The sequence below is a fragment of the Streptomyces spinosisporus genome (assembly GCF_022698145.1).
GTDB classification, from domain to species: domain Bacteria; phylum Actinomycetota; class Actinomycetes; order Streptomycetales; family Streptomycetaceae; genus Streptomyces; species Streptomyces spinosisporus.
The window spans coordinates 66,302-82,274 of sequence record NZ_JALDAX010000004.1 but is presented as its reverse complement, the minus strand read 5'-3'; the positions used below and the strand labels follow the sequence as shown (position 1 = coordinate 82,274).

14 protein-coding genes are annotated in these 15,973 nt (G+C 71.3%); 10 read left to right on the top strand and 4 right to left on the bottom strand.

Annotated elements, in window-relative coordinates:
- Positions 1-96 precede the first annotated feature (96 nt).
- The 5 genes from MQN93_RS11830 (at position 97) to MQN93_RS11810 (ending at position 4,690) form a co-directional block, all read left to right on the top strand.
- Complete coding sequence (locus MQN93_RS11830; protein ID WP_242709445.1) at positions 97-1,557, top strand: aldehyde dehydrogenase family protein; 1,461 nt, start codon at positions 97-99, stop codon at positions 1,555-1,557.
- 120 nt (positions 1,558-1,677) lie between these two features.
- Entirely contained in the window at positions 1,678-2,226 is a 549-nt protein-coding gene (locus tag MQN93_RS11825; protein WP_016437408.1) for a DinB family protein, read from the top strand.
- Positions 2,227-2,250: 24 nt separating this feature from the next.
- Positions 2,251-2,892 (top strand): PadR family transcriptional regulator, encoded by a 642-nt coding sequence (locus tag MQN93_RS11820; RefSeq protein ID WP_242709444.1) that lies wholly within the window; start codon positions 2,251-2,253, stop codon positions 2,890-2,892.
- A 71-nt stretch (positions 2,893-2,963) separates the two neighbouring features.
- Positions 2,964-3,932 carry an ATP-binding cassette domain-containing protein gene (locus tag MQN93_RS11815; protein WP_242709443.1) on the top strand — a complete coding sequence of 323 codons (969 nt, stop codon included), beginning with the start codon at positions 2,964-2,966 and terminating at the stop codon, positions 3,930-3,932.
- Positions 3,929-4,690, top strand: coding sequence for an ABC transporter permease (locus MQN93_RS11810; RefSeq protein ID WP_242709442.1), 762 nt, complete (start codon positions 3,929-3,931; stop codon positions 4,688-4,690). The genes MQN93_RS11815 and MQN93_RS11810 overlap by 4 nt, the downstream gene beginning before the upstream one ends.
- 16 nt (positions 4,691-4,706) lie before the next feature.
- Here the strand turns inward: MQN93_RS11810 and gad are convergent, their stop codons facing one another.
- Together gad and MQN93_RS11800 are read right to left on the bottom strand one after the other, a co-directional pair.
- Positions 4,707-6,107: a glutamate decarboxylase gene (gene gad / locus MQN93_RS11805; protein WP_016437412.1), complete on the bottom strand. Its 1,401-nt coding sequence runs from the start codon at positions 6,105-6,107 to the stop codon at positions 4,707-4,709.
- 36 nt (positions 6,108-6,143) lie between these two features.
- Positions 6,144-7,430 (bottom strand): ion channel protein, encoded by a 1,287-nt coding sequence (locus tag MQN93_RS11800; RefSeq protein ID WP_242709441.1) that lies wholly within the window; start codon positions 7,428-7,430, stop codon positions 6,144-6,146.
- A 156-nt stretch (positions 7,431-7,586) separates the two neighbouring features.
- Between MQN93_RS11800 and MQN93_RS11795 the strand changes: the two genes are divergently transcribed.
- On the top strand, positions 7,587-8,348 hold the full coding sequence (locus MQN93_RS11795) for a MerR family transcriptional regulator (RefSeq protein WP_242709440.1): 762 nt from the start codon (positions 7,587-7,589) through the stop codon (positions 8,346-8,348).
- A 189-nt stretch (positions 8,349-8,537) separates the two neighbouring features.
- Complete coding sequence (locus MQN93_RS11790) at positions 8,538-9,485, top strand: DedA family protein (protein ID WP_242709439.1); 948 nt, start codon at positions 8,538-8,540, stop codon at positions 9,483-9,485.
- On the opposite strand, the gene MQN93_RS11785 is transcribed toward MQN93_RS11790, so the two are convergent.
- Both MQN93_RS11785 and MQN93_RS11780 read right to left on the bottom strand, forming a co-directional pair.
- On the bottom strand, positions 9,482-11,152 hold the full coding sequence (locus MQN93_RS11785; protein WP_242709438.1) for a threonine/serine exporter family protein: 1,671 nt from the start codon (positions 11,150-11,152) through the stop codon (positions 9,482-9,484). The two genes, MQN93_RS11790 and MQN93_RS11785, sit on opposite strands and share 4 nt — an antisense overlap.
- A 104-nt stretch (positions 11,153-11,256) precedes the next feature.
- Entirely contained in the window at positions 11,257-11,748 is a 492-nt protein-coding gene (locus tag MQN93_RS11780; protein WP_010044289.1) for an inorganic diphosphatase, read from the bottom strand.
- A 79-nt stretch (positions 11,749-11,827) separates the two neighbouring features.
- Here MQN93_RS11780 and dacB point away from each other — a divergent pair, with 79 nt between their 5' ends.
- The 3 genes from dacB to tilS all read left to right on the top strand — a co-directional run bounded on the left by dacB (position 11,828) and on the right by tilS (position 15,925).
- Positions 11,828-13,489 (top strand): D-alanyl-D-alanine carboxypeptidase/D-alanyl-D-alanine endopeptidase, encoded by a 1,662-nt coding sequence (gene dacB / locus MQN93_RS11775; RefSeq protein ID WP_242709437.1) that lies wholly within the window; start codon positions 11,828-11,830, stop codon positions 13,487-13,489.
- 77 nt (positions 13,490-13,566) lie between these two features.
- Entirely contained in the window at positions 13,567-14,691 is a 1,125-nt protein-coding gene (locus tag MQN93_RS11770) for an Rv3626c family coenzyme F420 biosynthesis-associated protein (RefSeq protein ID WP_242709436.1), read from the top strand.
- A gap of 190 nt (positions 14,692-14,881) precedes the next feature.
- Positions 14,882-15,925: a tRNA lysidine(34) synthetase TilS gene (gene tilS, locus MQN93_RS11765; RefSeq protein WP_016437419.1), complete on the top strand. Its 1,044-nt coding sequence runs from the start codon at positions 14,882-14,884 to the stop codon at positions 15,923-15,925.
- Positions 15,926-15,973 lie beyond the last annotated feature (48 nt).

Below are 15,973 nucleotides of genomic sequence, written 5' to 3'. Positions count from 1 at the left end.
TTGCACGGAGTCCCCAACTCATCTTTACCGCCAGTACGATGACACGTGATCAGACCCTGTTGTCGATCGTGTGTCTGCTAGTGATTTGGGGATCACATGTCGTCGTACTTCTCCGACCTGACCCAGCAGTACATCGACGGTGAGTGGCGCCCGGGTACCGGCTCCTGGGACATCATCGACTTCAACCCGTACGACGGCGAGAAGCTGGCCTCGATCACCATAGCCACCGTCGACGAGGTCGACGAGGCGTACCGGGCGGCGGCCCGCGCGCAGAAGCAGTGGGCCCGGACCAATCCGTACGCGCGCCGGGCCGTCTTCGAGAAGGCGCTGCGGCTGATCGAGGAGCGCGAGCAGGAGATCACCGAGGTGATCATCGCCGAGCTCGGCGGCACCCGTCTCAAGGCCGGCTTCGAACTCCACCTGGCCAAGGAGTTCCTGCGCGAGTCGATCCAGTGGGCGCTCCGCCCCGAGGGCAAGATCCTCCCCTCGCCGGTGGACGGCAAGGAGAACCGCCTCTACCGCGTGCCGGTGGGGGTCGTGGGCGTCATCAGCCCCTTCAACTTCCCGTTCCTGCTGTCGATCAAGTCGGTCGCCCCGGCCCTCGCGCTCGGCAACGCCGTGGTGCTCAAGCCGCACCAGAACACCCCGGTCACGGGCGGCACCCTGGTCGCGAAGATCCTCGAGGACGCGGGCCTGCCCGGCGGTCTGCTCAACGTCGTGGTCACCGACATCGCGGAGATCGGCGACGCCTTCATCGAGCACCCGATCCCGAAGGTCATCTCCTTCACCGGTTCCGACAAGGTCGGCCGCCATGTGGCCACCGTCTGCGCCTCGCACTTCAAGCGCTCGGTCCTCGAACTGGGCGGCAACAGCGCGATCGTGGTCCTCGACGACGCCGACATCGACTACGCCGTCGACGCGGCCGTCTTCAGCCGCTACGTCCACCAGGGCCAGGTCTGCATGGCCGCCAACCGGGTGCTGGTGGACCGCTCGATCGCCGACGAGTTCACCGAGAAGTTCGTCGCCAAGGTCAGAACGCTCAAGGCAGGCGACCCGCGCGACCCGCAGACGGTCATCGGCCCGGTCATCAACTCCCAGCAGGCCGACGCCCTTTCGGCCACCGTCGAGCAGGCGATCGCTGAGGGCGCCACGGCCCTGGTGCACGGCACGACCACCGAGAACCTGGTCGAGCCCTCCGTCCTGACCGGCGTCCCCGCCGACTCGGCCCTGCTGCGCCAGGAGGTCTTCGGCCCGGTCGCCTTCCTCATCCCCTTCGACGGCGAGGAGGAGGCCGTACGCATCGTCAACGAGACGCCGTACGGCCTCAGTGGCGCCGTGCACACGGGCGACGTCGAGCGGGGCGTGTCCTTCGCCAAGCGGATCGACACCGGCATGTTCCATGTGAACGACGGCACCGTCCACGACGAGCCGCTCGTCCCCTTCGGGGGCGAGAAGAGCTCGGGGGTGGGCCGGCTGAACGGCGAGTCGACCGTCGAGTGCTTCACCACCCTGAAGTGGATCTCGGTGCAGCACGGCCGGAGCGGGTTCCCGTTCTAGCCCTTCCGCATTTCCTGTGACCGCGCGGGCCCTTTAGGACGGAAGCTGTCCTAAAGGGCCCGTAGCGTCGTCGGTGTCAGGGGGAAGCCCCCGGCAGGACCCGATGAAAGGCGGCCGGTCATGGTCACTCACGTTCCCGCAGAGGCTCAGGGCGACGAGCGCGGAGCACTGCTCGCGTTCCTGGAGGAGCAGCGCGGCGGTATCCGGCGCGCGCTGCTCGGACTGACCGAGGAGCAGGCCGCGAGCAGGCCGAGCGCGAGCGAACTGTCCCTGTCCGGGCTGCTCAAGCATGTCGCCGAGGTCGAGCAGGGCTGGATCGCGCGCGCCAGGCAGGAGCCGCCGGCCATCCGGCGCGACGCCTCCAACTGGCACGAGACGTTCCGACTGGTCGAGGGCGAGAGCGTGGAGTCCCAGCTCGCGTACTGGGAGAAGGTCGCCGCCGAGACCGAGGCGTACGTCCGCTCCGTGCCGAGCCTCGACGACACGTTCCCGCTGCCCGACCAGCCCTGGTTCCCGCCGGAGGGCCGGGTCTCCGTGCGCTGGCTCTGCCTCCATCTGATCCGCGAGACCGCCCGGCACGCCGGCCACGCCGACATCATCCGCGAGTCCCTGGACGGCGCGACCGCCTTCGAGCTGGTGGCCAAGGAGCAGGGCACGAGCCTGAGCTGACGTCAAGGGTCCTACGCTGGCCCCATGTCAGCGATCCGTCTCCTGGTGCTCGGGGCGGTCCGCCAGCACGGGCGGGCCCACGGCTACCAGGTGCGCAACGACCTGGAGTACTGGGGCGCGCACGAGTGGTCCAACGCCAAGCCCGGCTCGATCTACCACGCGCTCAAGCAGATGGCGAAGCAGGGGCTGCTGCACGCGCACGAGATCGCGCCGTCCACGGCCGGCGGACCGCCGCGCACCGAGTACGAGATCACCGACTGGGGCACCGAGGAGTACTTCCGGCTGCTGCGCCAGTACCTCACGGCGTACGACCAGAAGCCGGACGTGCTCACCGCCGCGCTCGGCTTCATGGTCGACCTCGACCGCGAGGAGGTCGTCGCACTCCTGGAGGAACGGGTGCGCGGCATCGAGGCCTGGCGCAAGTCCGTGACGGAGTACTACACGCCCGAGGACGGCCCGGGTCAGCTCGGCCACATCGGCGAGATCATGAACTTCTGGGTCCACTCGGCCGACACCGGCGCCGAGTGGACCCGCGGGCTGATCGAACGGATCCGCGGTGGGGCCTACACCTTCTCCGGGGAGGGCGAGCCGTTCGTCGGGGTCCTCGCCGAGGGGCAGGAGAACCCGTACGCGGCGGGGCGTCCGCACTACGGAGATGCACGCTAATCAAGTTTGACCAATTGGTCGACGGGCGTTAGCTTCGCCAGTAATCAAATTTGTCTAGCCGGGGAGCGCAGGTGGCCGACGCGGCGATCACTGTCGACGGAGCACGCAAGGCGTACGGCGGAAAACCCGCCCTGGACGGGCTCGGCCTCACGGCCGCCCGAGGCACGGTGCACGCGGTCCTGGGTCCCAACGGCGCGGGCAAGACGACCCTGGTGCGCATTCTGGCCACCCTGTTGCGGCCCGACGCGGGCCGGATCGAGGTGGCCGGGCACGACGTGCTGACCGAGGCCCGCGCGGTGCGCCTGCGCATCGGGCTGCTCGGCCAGCACGCGGCCCTCGACGAGGAGCTGGGCGGCCGGCAGAACCTGGAGATGTTCGGCCGCCTGCACCACCTCGGCGCCCGCCACGCGCGCGTGCGCGCCGACGAGCTCCTGGAGCGCTTCTCTCTCGCGGACACCGGCAGCAAGCCGGTCCGCGCCTACAGCGGCGGCATGCGGCGCCGGCTGGATCTGGCCGCCTCCCTGATCCGGGACCCGCAAGTGCTCTTCCTGGACGAGCCGACGACCGGCCTCGACCCGCGCGGCCGCGCCGAGGTGTGGGCGTCGGTCCGCTCCCTGCTCGGCGGCGGCACGACGGTCCTGCTCACCACGCAGTACCTGGAGGAGGCCGACCAGCTGGCCGACCGCATCTCGGTGGTCGACGCCGGCCGGGTGATCGCCGACGGCACCGCGGACGAGCTCAAGGCGGCCACCGGCGGCGACCGCATCGACGTGGTCCTGCGGGACGCGGGTCAACTGGGCGCGGCGGTCGCGCTGTTGCCGGTGGCGAAGGCGGAGATCTCGGTCGACCCGGACCGCAGGCTGCTCAGCGCCCCGGTCGCCGACCGCATGGCGGCGCTCTTCGGTGTCGTACGTGCCCTGGAGGACGCCGGCATCGAGGCGGAGGACGTCGCTGTGCGCCGGCCCACCCTCGACGAGGTGTTCCTGCGTCTGACCGGACCGGCCGAACCGGCCGGCGACACGAAGGAGGCCGCCGTATGAGCACCCATGTGCTGACCGACTGCTGGACCATGACCCGCCGCGAACTCGCCCACTGGGCACGGCGGCCCGTGCAGGTGCTCGTCGGCCTGGTCTTCCCGGTCATGCTGCTGCTGATGTTCGGCTACCTGGTCGGCGGCGGCCGGGGGATCGAGGGCGACTACGTCGACTATCTCGTGCCCGGCATGCTCGCGCTCACCATGGCCTTCGGTCTGGAAAGCACGATGCTCAACGTCACGCAGGACCTCAACAAGGGCGTCGTGGACCGGTTCCGCTCGCTTCCCATGGCCAACGGCGCGGTCCTGGTGGGCCGTTCGGCCGCCGACATGCTCCAGTCGGCGCTCGGCCTGCTGGTCCTCGTCGCTGTCGCAGCGGCGCTCGGCTGGCGGGCGCACGGCTCCCCGGCCGCGTTCCTGGGCGCCCTCGGCCTGCTGCTGCTCTTCCGCTTCGCCATGCTGTGGATCGGCATCCACCTGGCCCTGGTGGCCGGGAAGCCGGAGCTGGTCCAGACCGTGCAGATCCTGGTCTGGCCGGTCGGCTTCCTGTCCAACGCCTTCGCCCTGCCCGACTCCATGCCGGGCTGGCTCGGCACGGTCGTGGAGTGGAACCCGATGTCCCGGACCGCGACCGCCGTACGGGACCTGCTCGGCGGCCCCGGCGGGGAGCCGGGGCACGTGTGGGCGGCCGTCCTCTGGCCGCTGGGACTGCTCGCGGTCTTCTTCCCGCTGGCCGTACGGCGGTTCGCGCGCCTGAGCCGCTGACCTCGAAAGGCAGGCGCTAGTGGTGGAAGCCGGTGGCCGCCGTCCTGTCCCTGGTCCAGGGGTGCGGCTGCCGGCGCAGCTCCGGCAGCAGCCGGGTGAGGTCCTCCACGAACAGGTCGGCGAGGTCGGCCGAGAAGCCGTTGCGGCACACCACCCGCAGCACCGACAGGTCCTCGCGGTTCGGCGGGAAGGTGTACGCGGGCACCAGCCAGCCGCTCTCCCGCATCCGCCGGGACACGTCGAAGACGTCGTACGACTCCACGCCCGGCGCCGTCGTGAAGGCGAAGACGGGCAGCTCGTCGCCCCGGGTCAGCAGCCGGAAGTCGTCGAGCGCCTCGACGCGTTCGGCGATGCTGCGCGCCACGTCCCGGGTGGTCTGCTGCACCGCCCGGTAGCCCTCGCGGCCCAGCCGCAGGAACGTGTAGTACTGCGCGACCACCTGGGCGCCGGGCCGGGAGAAGTTGAGCGCGAAGGTCGGCATGTCGCCGCCCAGGTAGTTGACGCGGAAGACCAGCTCCTCGGGCAGCGCCTCCTTGTCGCGCCACAGCGCCCAGCCGACGCCCGGGTAGACCAGGCCGTACTTGTGCCCCGAGGTGTTGATCGACGCCACGCGCGGGAGGCGGAAGTCCCACACCAGGTCCTCGTCGAGGAAGGGCGCGATCATGCCGCCGGAGGCGCCGTCCACGTGGACGGGGATGTCCAGGCCGGTGCGCTCCTGGAGGGCGTCGAGAGCCGCGCACAGGTCCGCGACGGGCTCGTAGGAGCCGTCGAACGTCGACCCGAGGATGCCGACGACGCCGATCGTGTTCTCGTCGCAGAGCTCGGCGGCGGCCTGCGGGTCGAGGTGGAAGCGGTCGCCCTCCATGGGGACCAGACGGGGCTCGACCTCCCAGAAGTTGCAGAACTTGTCCCAGCAGACCTGGACGTTGATCCCCATCACCAGGTTCGGGCGGGCGCCCGGCTTCGGGTTCCGCTTGCTCCAGCGCCGCTTGAGGGCCATCCCGGCGAGCATGCAGGCCTCGCTGGAGCCGGTCGTCGAACAGCCCACGGCGGCCGACGGGTCCGGCGCGTTCCACAGGTCGGCGAGCATCGCCACGCAGCGGCGCTCCAGCTCCGCGGTGCGCGGGTACTCGTCCTTGTCGATCATGTTCTTGTCCCGGCACTCCGCCATCAGGACGCCGGCCTGCGGCTCCATCCAGGTGGTGACGAAAGTGGCCAGGTTCAGCCGGGAGTTGCCGTCCAGCATCAGCTCGTCGTGCACCAGCTGATACGCCGTCGTGGACGGCATCGGGGCGTCCGGGAGCCGGTGTCTGGGCGGTGCCTCGGTCATGCCCGCGACCGGATCGGCCTCGCCGAAGAAGGGGTTGACCGACATCGGGCGTTCGTCGGGCTTCTGCGGGCCTTTGTGGAGCGCCATGACCTTGTCTCCTCGTGTCTCTTCGAAGAACGGCTGTCAGCGGACCGGGGTTCCGTCGTCGCGCAACTGCATCTGGGGCCGCCCGGTCACCAGCAGCCAGGCGGGCAGCGAGGCGAAGCACAGCAGGGCGAGGACGGCCGGTGAGGACACCAGCACGGCGGCCGTGAACAGGCTCACCCAGCCCTGGCGGGTGACGGCGAGGAGCATGCCCAGGACACCCGTGGCGACACCGAGCGCCGGGTGAACGGACGGTATGAGCGCGTGCGCGCCCAGCCCGAAGGCGGCGCCCACGAACACCGCCGGGAAGATCCGGCCGCCCCGGAAGCCGCAGGACGCGGCGACGAGCAGCGCGGCCAGCTTCACCACCGCCAGCACCGCGTACTCGCCCGCCGACCGGCCGTCCGGGTCCCGGGCCAGCTCGGCGACCTCGTCCAGCCCCTTGAAGAGCGTCAGATGCCCGCCCAGGGCGGCCAGTAGCCCCAGCACCAGCCCGCCCACGGGAAGCGCCACCATGGGGTGCCCGAGGCGCCGGAAGACGCCGTGGGCGTACGGGAAGGCGTAGACCGCGCACATGCCGAGCGCCGCCGCCAGCGGTGCGATCACCAGCGCGGCCAGCAGATCGCCCCAGCCGGGGTGCCGGCCGAACGAGGGCAGGTCCAGGTCGAAGGTGGGATGCGCCACCAGGGTCGTCGTCAGGGCGGCCGCCCCCGCGGCCACCAGCGGCCCGAACACGTTGTCCCAGAGCAGCCCCTTGAGCTGCCGCCCGGCCAGCGCCTCGGAGATGACCAGCGCCGCCGCCACCGGGGTTCCGAACAGCGCCCCGATCGTCGCGGCCTCCGCCAGCGCCGGCCACAGCCCGCCCGGCAGCCGGCGGAACAGCCGGGTCCCCGCCCAGAAGGCGAGCCCCACGTTCACCGCGATGATCGGGTTCTCGGGGCCCAGGCTCGGGCCGCCCGCCAGCATCAGCGCGGTTGCCAGCAGCAGGCCCGGCAGCACCGGGGGCGGCAGCACGGGCGCGTTCAGGCCCAGGGTGGCGGGCTCCGGTCCCGCGTGCCCGGGCACCTTCCACACCACCAGCCCGACCACGACGCCCGTAGCGGTGAGCATGACGAGCATCCACAGGACGGAGTACCGGCCGATGCCCAGGGCGTCCGGCAGGTTCTTCCACAGCACGTGCTGGAGCTGCTCGGCGGCCTCGCTCACCCCGACGAACAGCAGGCTCGCGCCCACGCCCACCAGGAGGGCGGGCAGGATCAACGGCACCAGCGCGCGTGCCGGTGCCGCGGGGACAGCCGGCTCCCGCTGGGCGGTGTCGTGGGCCACGGGCTCACCATAAGCGGACGAATCGGCGCGAACATCCGGAAAGCGTCCGCAGCGGAGGGACCCGGCCGCCCGGGAGACTTCCGTCGGGAACCGGCTTGCACCTCACGTGACGTGAGGGCTCACCGTGGAGTGCGTACCGAGAAAGGAGCGGACGAAGTGAGCTATTCCGTGGGACAGGTCGCGGGCTTCGCCGGCGTCACGGTGCGCACGCTGCACCACTACGACGCCATCGGGCTGCTCGTCCCGAGCGAGCGCAACCGCGCGGGCCACCGGCGCTACAGCGACGGCGACCTCGACCGGCTGCAGCAGATCCTGTTCTACCGGGAGCTCGGCTTCCCGCTCGAGGAGGTCGCCGCCCTGCTCGACGACCCGGCCGCGGACCCGCGCGCGCATCTGCGCCGCCAGCACGAGCTGCTGACCGCCCGGATCGAGCAGCTGCAGAAGATGGCGGCGGCCGTTCAGAACGCCATGGAGGCACGGAAGATGGGCATCAACCTCACGCCGGAGGAGCGGTTCGAGGTCTTCGGCGACAAGGATCCCGAGCAGTACGCCGAGGAGGCGGAGGCGCGCTGGGGCGACACGGAGGCGTACGCCGAGTCGCAGCGCCGCGCCGCCACGTACACCAAGGAGGACTGGAAGCGCATCCAGGCCGAGGTCGACGACTGGGGGCGGCGGTACGCGGCCCTCGTGGCGGCCGGCGAGCAGCCCTCCGGCGAGGCGGCCATGGACCTCGCCGAGGAACACCGGCAGCACATCAGCAGCTACTACTTCGAGGTCCCGTACGAGATGCACCGTTGCTTCGGGGAGATGTACGTCTCCGACGAGCGCTTCAAGGCGTTCTACGACGCCATGGGCCCGGGGGTCGCCGAGCACCTGCGCGACGCGATCCTCGCCAACGCCGACCGCCAGACGTCCTGAGGGTGTGGTCCGGTTGAGGGTGTGGTCCGGCTGAGCGGGCGGTCCAAGGCTCACAGCTTTGTGCCAGTCCGGGCACAGTGCATCCTGGAGACACCGGTGGAACCTGGGGCGGACACATTGCGTTGATAGCTTTGTGCGGCCCGCAGAAGGACGCCGTACCTTCTCTCACCCCTCAGGGAGCCCGGAACCGTGACGACGCTTGCCCTCGGCCCGAGCTGGCTGGATCCGAACCACCTCCTGGACTCGTTCGGCATCTGGGGCCTGCTCCTGATCGTCTTCGCGGAGTCGGGCCTGCTCATCGGCTTCTTCCTGCCGGGCGACTCGCTGCTGTTCACCTGCGGACTGCTGATCACAGCGGGAACCATGGACTTCCCGCTGTGGGCGGCCGTCCTGCTGATCTGCGTCGCCGCGATCCTCGGCGACCAGGCGGGCTATTTCTTCGGCAAGAAGGTCGGACCCGCGCTCTTCACCCGCCCCGACTCACGCCTGTTCAAGCAGGAGAACGTGGTCAAGGCGCACGAGTTCTTCGAGAAGTACGGCCCGAAGTCCCTGGTCCTGGCCCGCTTCGTGCCCATCGTGCGCACGTTCACGCCGATCATCGCCGGTGTCAGCGGCATGCGGTACCGCTCCTTCATCACGTTCAACGTCATCGGCGGCGTGCTGTGGGGCGCGGGCGTGACGCTGCTGGGCTCGTGGCTGGGCAACGTGGACTTCGTCCACAAGAACATCGAGGCGATCCTCGTCCTGATCGTGCTGATCTCCGTGATCCCGATCGCCATCGAGTTCCTGCGCGCCCGCTCCAAGGCGAAGAAGAACCCCGAGCCGGCCGCCCAGACCCCCGCCCAGGCCCCCGCCCGTCAGCATGTACAGCCGCCCATGGACGACGCGACGACCCAGCTGCGCCGCATCCCCGCGGCGGACGACCAGGGCCACCAGCAGCAGTATCCGCAGCAGTACCAGGAGCCGTACGCCCCGCAGCAGTACCAGAGGCCGCAGTACCAGGAGCCGCAGCAGCCGCAGTACCAGCAGCCCGAGCCCCAGTACCAGCAGCCGCAGTATCACCAGCCCCAGCACCAGCAGCCCCAGCAGTACGGCGGCCGGCAGAACCAGCAGTACCCGTACGACCAGGGCTACTAGAACCCTCGGGTCCGCTTCGCCGCCCGGCGTCCCGCCGCGCTGGCCGCGCCCGGCACCCGCAGGAACAGCCGGGAGATCTCGGACCCGAGGTTGACCCCGATGGCGATGGCCATGGCCAGGGAGGCGGCCGTGGCCAGGGAGACCAGCCCCTTGTCGACCTCGTTCTGCGCCGTCGCGAGCAGTCCGAAGTAGGTCGCGGAGCCCGGCAGCAGGGGGCCGATCGCCGCCGTCGTGTAGGGCAGCGCGGACGCGAAGCGGTACCGCGACAGCAGCTGCCCGAACAGCCCCACCAGGCCCGCCGCCACGGCGGTGGAGGCCACGGGGGAGAGGCCGCCGGGGTAGTGCAGGGCGCCGTACACCGTCCATGCGACACCGCCGTTCAGCGTCACCCACAGCACGGTCGACTTCTCCTGCTGCAGCAGGATCGCGAAGGTCAGCGACAGCAGCATCGACGCGGCGATCTGCAGCGCGGGCCGCTGGGAGATGCCGAGGGCCGCGTCCGGGTTGAGCTTGGCGCCCAGGTTCACCCCGAAGTACAGGACCACCAGGACGCCCACGACGATGCCGACGAAGAGGTACAGCACCTCCAGCAGCCGCGCGGATGCCGTGATGTAGAAGCCGGTCAGCCCGTCCTGCACGCCCGCCACCAGCGCCCGTCCCGGCAGCAGCGCGAACAGCCCACCGGTGATCACCGCGGACGCCTTCACGTCGACGTGCGCGACGGTGAGCGCGACCCCGATGGCCGCCGGGGGCATCGCGGCCACCGTGAACTGGTAGAACTCCGGCAGCCCGCGCCCGGCGCACAGCCAGGCGAGCCGGTCGCCGAGCATCGCGCCCACCGCGGCCGCCACGAACACCAGCCAGTCGCCGCCGACGAGCACGGAGGCCGCGCCCGCGAGCAGCCCCCCGGCCAGGGTCAGCGCCCAGCCCGGGTACGGGTGCCGGTTGCGCCGGATCTCGGCGAGCCGCCGGTAGGACTCCTCCAGGGAGAGATGCGTCTCCGGGTCACTGAGGTCGTCCACCAGCTGGAAGACCGCCGCGAGCCGGGTGTAGTCGACGGCCCTGCGCCGCACCGTCCTGGATGCCGTCACCGGGTCGTCGACGAGGGACGGCTGGTGCGAGATCGACAGCAGGGTGAAGGTGACGTTCGGCTCGCAGCGGTCGAGGCCGTAGGAACGGCAGACCGCGAACATCGCGGCCTCCACGTCCTCGGCGCCCTCACCGCCGGCCAGCAGCAGCTCGCCGATACGCAGGGTCAGGTCGAGCACGCGCGGGACGGCGGGGCCGTCCTCCTCCGTCTTGGGCGTATGCTCCGGCGCGGGCCGCTCGGCCACCGGCATCCGCAGCATGGTGCGCATCCGGTCCTGCCAGGGCACGTCCTTGGTCAGGCTGATGGCGGGGATGCCGGTCCCCGGGGTGAAGGCCGCGGGAGCCTGCTTGGAGCTGTAGGTGTGCGGCGGGCTGAACGCCGACCCCTCCACCTCCTCGCCGTGCGGGTGCTGGACGTCCAGGCCCTCGGGGACCGCGAACTCCGAGGTGGTCTCCGGCTCCGCGACGCCCCTGGGCGCGGCGAAGCCCGCGGGAATGGCGAATTCGGATGTGATCTCGGGGTCGAACGCGGCCCTGGCCTCGTCCGACTGCGGCTTGCGGTCCTCCGCCTCCGACACCTGAGTAACGCTCCCTGTACGACGCGTGCAGCTACGCCAGTATGCGCACACAAACACCAACGGGCCGCACGCGTGCGCGTGCGGCCCGTTGGACGACTCGGGGCTCAGTGACCGCCCTGCTCCTTGAAACGCTTGTAGGAGCGCTCGATCTCGATCTCGGCGTCCGTGCGGCCCACCCAGTTGGCGCCCTCGACGGACTTGCCGGGCTCCAGGTCCTTGTAGACCTCGAAGAAGTGCTGGATCTCCAGGCGGTCGAACTCCGACACGTGGTGGATGTCACGCAGGTGCTCGACCCGGGGGTCCGTGGCCGGCACGCACAGCAGCTTGTCGTCGCCGCCCGCCTCGTCCGTCATCCGGAACATGCCGATGGCGCGGCACTTGATGAGGCAGCCCGGGAACGTCGGCTCGTCCAGGATGACCAGCGCGTCCAGCGGGTCACCGTCCTCGCCGAGGGTGTTCTCGACGAAGCCGTAGTCGGTCGGGTAGGCGGTCGAGGTGAAGAGTCGACGGTCCAGGCGGATCCGACCGGTCTCGTGGTCCACCTCGTACTTGTTCCGCGAACCCTTCGGGATCTCGATCGTGACGTCGAACTCCACCGGTGGCTCCTCCATGATCAACACATAGTTCTGGTGGTTAAGTGTCCCTCACGCAGGTGTGTGATCGCGAAAGGGGCTGGTGGTCGTGCCCGAGCTGAGGCCTTGGCGGGCCGCGAAACCGCATGTGGCGCGGGCCGCGAACGCCGTTCGACCGCGTCTGGCACGGGCCGCCGGGACCGTACGCCCGCATCTCGAACGGGCCGCGAACGCCGTGCGACCGGGGCTGGAACGCGCCGCGGACGCCACGAAACCGCAGCTCGCGCGTGTGCGGTCCGTCCGGCTCACGCGGCCGAAGCCGGTCGGGACCTGGCAGTACACCGCGGGCGCCGCCACCGCCGGTCTGGCGCTGGCCGTCGCCGTGGCGACCGCAGCCGGCCCCTGGGACTCCACCGGTCAGCGTACGGCCGAGGCGGACCGCGCAGTCGCCCTGGAACGAACGGGTGGCGCAGATCACGGTCGTAATTCCGGTACGTCCGGTTCGTCCGACGCGGCGGCGGGCGCGCCCCGGCCCGCCCCCAGCGCCGCCTCCGTCCTGGTGGGCCTCGGCCGCAGCGGCAGCACCGTGAAGTCGGCGCCGGCCGGCCCGGCCCTGGCCGACGTGCTGGGACCGCTGCTGAAGGACCCGGCGCTGGGCGCCCGGCACACCGGCGCGGTCGTCGACATCGCCACCGGCAAGCGCCTCTACGGCACCGGCACCGGCGTACCGCTCACCCCCGCCTCCACCACGAAGATCGCCACCGCGGTGGCCGCCCTGTCGGCGATGGGCGCCGACCACCGGCTGACCACCCGCACGGCGCTGGAGCCCGGCACCGAGGAAGTCGTCCTGGTCGGCGGCGGCGACCCGACCCTGACGTCGCGCAAGAGCGCCGGAGGCTGGGCCAGCCTCGAGGACCTGGCGGACCGGACGGCCAAGGCGCTGAAGAAGCGCGGCCTCCACGAGGTGACGCTCTCCTACGACACCACCCTGTACACCGGCCCCCTGCTGCACCCCATCGGCGTCAACGGCAACCTCGCCCCCGTGAGCCCCCTGATGGCCGACGAGGGCCGTACGAACGACTCGACGAGCGGGCCGGTCAGGCGGGTGACGGACCCGGCGGCGGACGCGGCCCGCCAGTTCCGGACGTATCTCGCCCGGCACGGCATCCGGACCACCGCCCCGGGCCCGTCCAAGGCGACGGGCCGCGCCGACGCCCTCGCTGCCGTCTCCTCGCCCCCGCTCTCGGCCCTGGTCGAGCGCATGCTGACCAACAGCGACAACGACATCGCCGAGGCCCTGGCCCGGCAGACGGCCGTCGCGACGCAGCGGAGCGCGAGCTTCGACGGCGGCGCGGCCGCGATCGCCGCCCAGCTGAAGAAGCTGCAACTGCCGCTCAAGGGCGCACAGTTCCACGACGGCAGCGGACTCGACCGGGACGACCGGCTCACGGCCGGCCTGCTGACGGCCCTGCTGGCGAAGGCCGGTGACCCCGCGCGACCCGAACTGCGCCCGGTCCTCACGGGCCTTCCGGTGGCCGGCTTCACCGGCACCCTGACCACCCGCTACGCCGACGGGGCGGCCGGAGTCGTACGTGCGAAGACGGGCACCCTGACGGGCGTGAACACCCTGGCGGGCACGGTGGTCGACCAGGACGGCCGCCTGCTGGCCTTCGCGTTCCTCGCGTCGGACACGACCGATCCCCAGGCGGCCCAGTCCGCCCTGGACAGGACCGCCACGGCCCTCGCGGCGTGCGGCTGCCGCTGACGCCCCACCCGGCCACCGCGACCGCCGCCCGCGCTCGCGGCCTGCCCCAAGCGGGACCGCTCACGTACCGTTGACGCATGACGAGCATCGGTGGTGCCGAGATGGTCGACTGGAATCTCGCGGTGGCGACCGCGACCCGCCTCGTGCGGCCGGGTCCCGACGTGAGCCGCGACGAGGCGAGGACCGTCGTCGCGGAGCTGCGCCGGCATGCCAAGGCCTCGGAGGAACACGTCCGGGGCTTCACCCGTATGGGCACGGAGGAGATCCACGACACCCCGGTCCTCGTCGTCGACCGCCCCGGCTGGGTGCGGGCGAACGTCGCGGGCTTCCGGGAGATCCTCAAGCCGCTGCTGGACAAGATGCAGGAGCGGCGCGGCAGTGCACCCGGCGGCGCGGTCCTCGGCGCCGTCGGCGGCAAGGTCACCGGTGTCGAACTGGGCATGCTGCTGTCGTTCCTGGCCTCCCGCGTCCTCGGCCAGTACGAGACCTTCGCCCCGGCCACCCGTGACCTTCCCGCGGGGGAGAACGGCGGCGGCAGGCTGCTCCTCGTCGCCCCCAACATCGTGCACGTGGAGCGCGAACTCGACGTCCAGCCCCACGACTTCCGCCTGTGGGTGTGCCTGCACGAGGAGACGCACCGCACGCAGTTCAGCGCGGTGCCCTGGCTGCGCGACCACCTCGAGGGCGAAATCCAGTCTTTCCTGGGGGAGACCGACGTCGACCCCATGACGGTCCTGGAGCGCATGCGCGAGGCCGCCCAGTCCCTCGCGGGCGGGCGCCCCGAGGGCGAGGAGGACGACGGCGGACGGTCCTTCGTGGAGATCGTGCAGACCCCGGCGCAGCGGGAGATCCTCGGCCGCCTGACCGCCGTGATGTCCCTCCTGGAGGGCCACGCCGACTTCGTGATGGACGGCGTGGGCCCGCAGGTCGTGCCGAGCGTCGCCGAGATCCGCGAGAAGTTCCAGCAGCGCCGGGCGAAGGGCGCCTCCCGGCTGGACATGGCCCTGCGCAAACTGCTGGGCCTGGACGCCAAGCTGAGGCAGTACCGCGACGGCGAGCGGTTCGTGAGGGCCGTCGTCGAGGAGGTCGGCATGGACGGCTTCAACCGCGTGTGGACCTCCCCCAACACCCTCCCGACCAAGGCGGAGATCGCCAAACCGGCGGACTGGGTCGCGCGGGTGCACCGCAAGAACGAGTCGTGAACCCCGCGCAGGGTCGTGAAACGAATCCGGCCGACGGCAGGCGAACGCCCCTCCAATCACCCGTCCGAGGGACCGTGAGCCATGGGTAGGCGTGCGATGCTCGGGGAACGGCCCGGTTCTGTCACCATCTACACACTCTGAGTGACCGACCCGGGCTCACCCCCCGAAAACTTCATGAAGGGAACCGGACATGGGTCCCCATCCAGCGGTCGCGGCGATACGCCTGGCGGTCCGCCACGTCCTTCACGACATCCTCAACGAGCACCGGACCACCTCCCAGGCCTACGGGCTCTTCGAGCAGGTCTCGCACGAGCGCCGGTCGTCGCCGCTCGTGCTCGTGGCATGCTCCGGCGGCGCCGACTCCATGGCCCTTGCCTCCGCCCTCGCCTTCGAGGCCCCCAAACTCGGCATCCGGGCCGGCGGCATCACCGTCGACCACGGCCTCCAGCAGGGTTCCGACCTGCGCGCCGAGGAAGTCGCCCTGCGCCTGCGCGAACTGGGCCTCGACCCCGTCGACTCCGTGGCCGTGACCGTCGGCCGCGAGGGCGGGCCCGAAGCCGCCGCCCGCGACGCGCGCTACGCCGCCCTGGACGCCGCGGCCGTCCGCCACGGCGCCACCGCGATCCTGCTGGGCCACACCCGCGACGATCAGGCCGAGACAGTGCTGCTCGGCCTCGCCCGCGGCTCGGGCATCCGCTCCCTGTCCGGAATGGCCGCGGTCTCGGGGGCCGACGGCCGCTACCGCCGCCCGTTCCTCAAGGTCGACCGCCAGACCGCCCGCAAGGCCTGCATGGTCCAGTCGCTCCCCGTCTGGGACGACCCGCACAACGCCGACCCGGCCTACACCCGCTCCCGGCTGCGCCACGAGGGCCTGCCCGCCCTGGAGAAGGCGCTCGGCAAGGGCGTCGTCGAGGCCCTGGCCCGCACCGCGCAGCTCTCCCGCGACGACGCCGACGCCCTCGACTCCTGGGCCCGCCAGGCCGAGACCTCCGTACGCGATGCGGCGGGCCGCCTGGAGTGCGCCAAGCTCTACGCCCTGCCGCCCGCCGTGCGCCGCCGCATCCTGCGCAGGGCCGCCATCGAGGCCGGGGCGCCCGCCGGTTCGCTGTTCGCCCGGCACATCGAGGAAGTCGACCGGCTGATCACCGGCTGGCGCGGCCAGGGAGTCATCAATCTCCCGGGCAAAGTCGTCGCCCAGCGCCAGGGTGGCAGACTGGTGATTCGGCAAGGCTGAAACCTTGCCCCCCTTTGGGGGGTGATGGGCGGCCGGTGGGACGACCGA

Bases quoted from the DNA above. Each gene is read 5' to 3' on its own strand.
- MQN93_RS11770 (WP_242709436.1), top strand. From the start codon at position 13,567: ATGACGAGCATCGGTGGTGCCGAGATGGTCGACTGGAATCTCGCGGTG.
- tilS (WP_016437419.1), top strand. From the start codon at position 14,882: ATGGGTCCCCATCCAGCGGTCGCGGCGATACGCCTGGCGGTCCGCCAC.
- MQN93_RS11820 (WP_242709444.1), top strand. From the start codon at position 2,251: ATGTCAGCGATCCGTCTCCTGGTGCTCGGGGCGGTCCGCCAGCACGGG.
- MQN93_RS11825 (WP_016437408.1), top strand. From the start codon at position 1,678: ATGGTCACTCACGTTCCCGCAGAGGCTCAGGGCGACGAGCGCGGAGCA.
- MQN93_RS11830 (WP_242709445.1), top strand. From the start codon at position 97: ATGTCGTCGTACTTCTCCGACCTGACCCAGCAGTACATCGACGGTGAG.
- gad (WP_016437412.1), bottom strand. From the start codon at position 6,107: ATGGCGCTCCACAAAGGCCCGCAGAAGCCCGACGAACGCCCGATGTCG.
- MQN93_RS11810 (WP_242709442.1), top strand. From the start codon at position 3,929: ATGAGCACCCATGTGCTGACCGACTGCTGGACCATGACCCGCCGCGAA.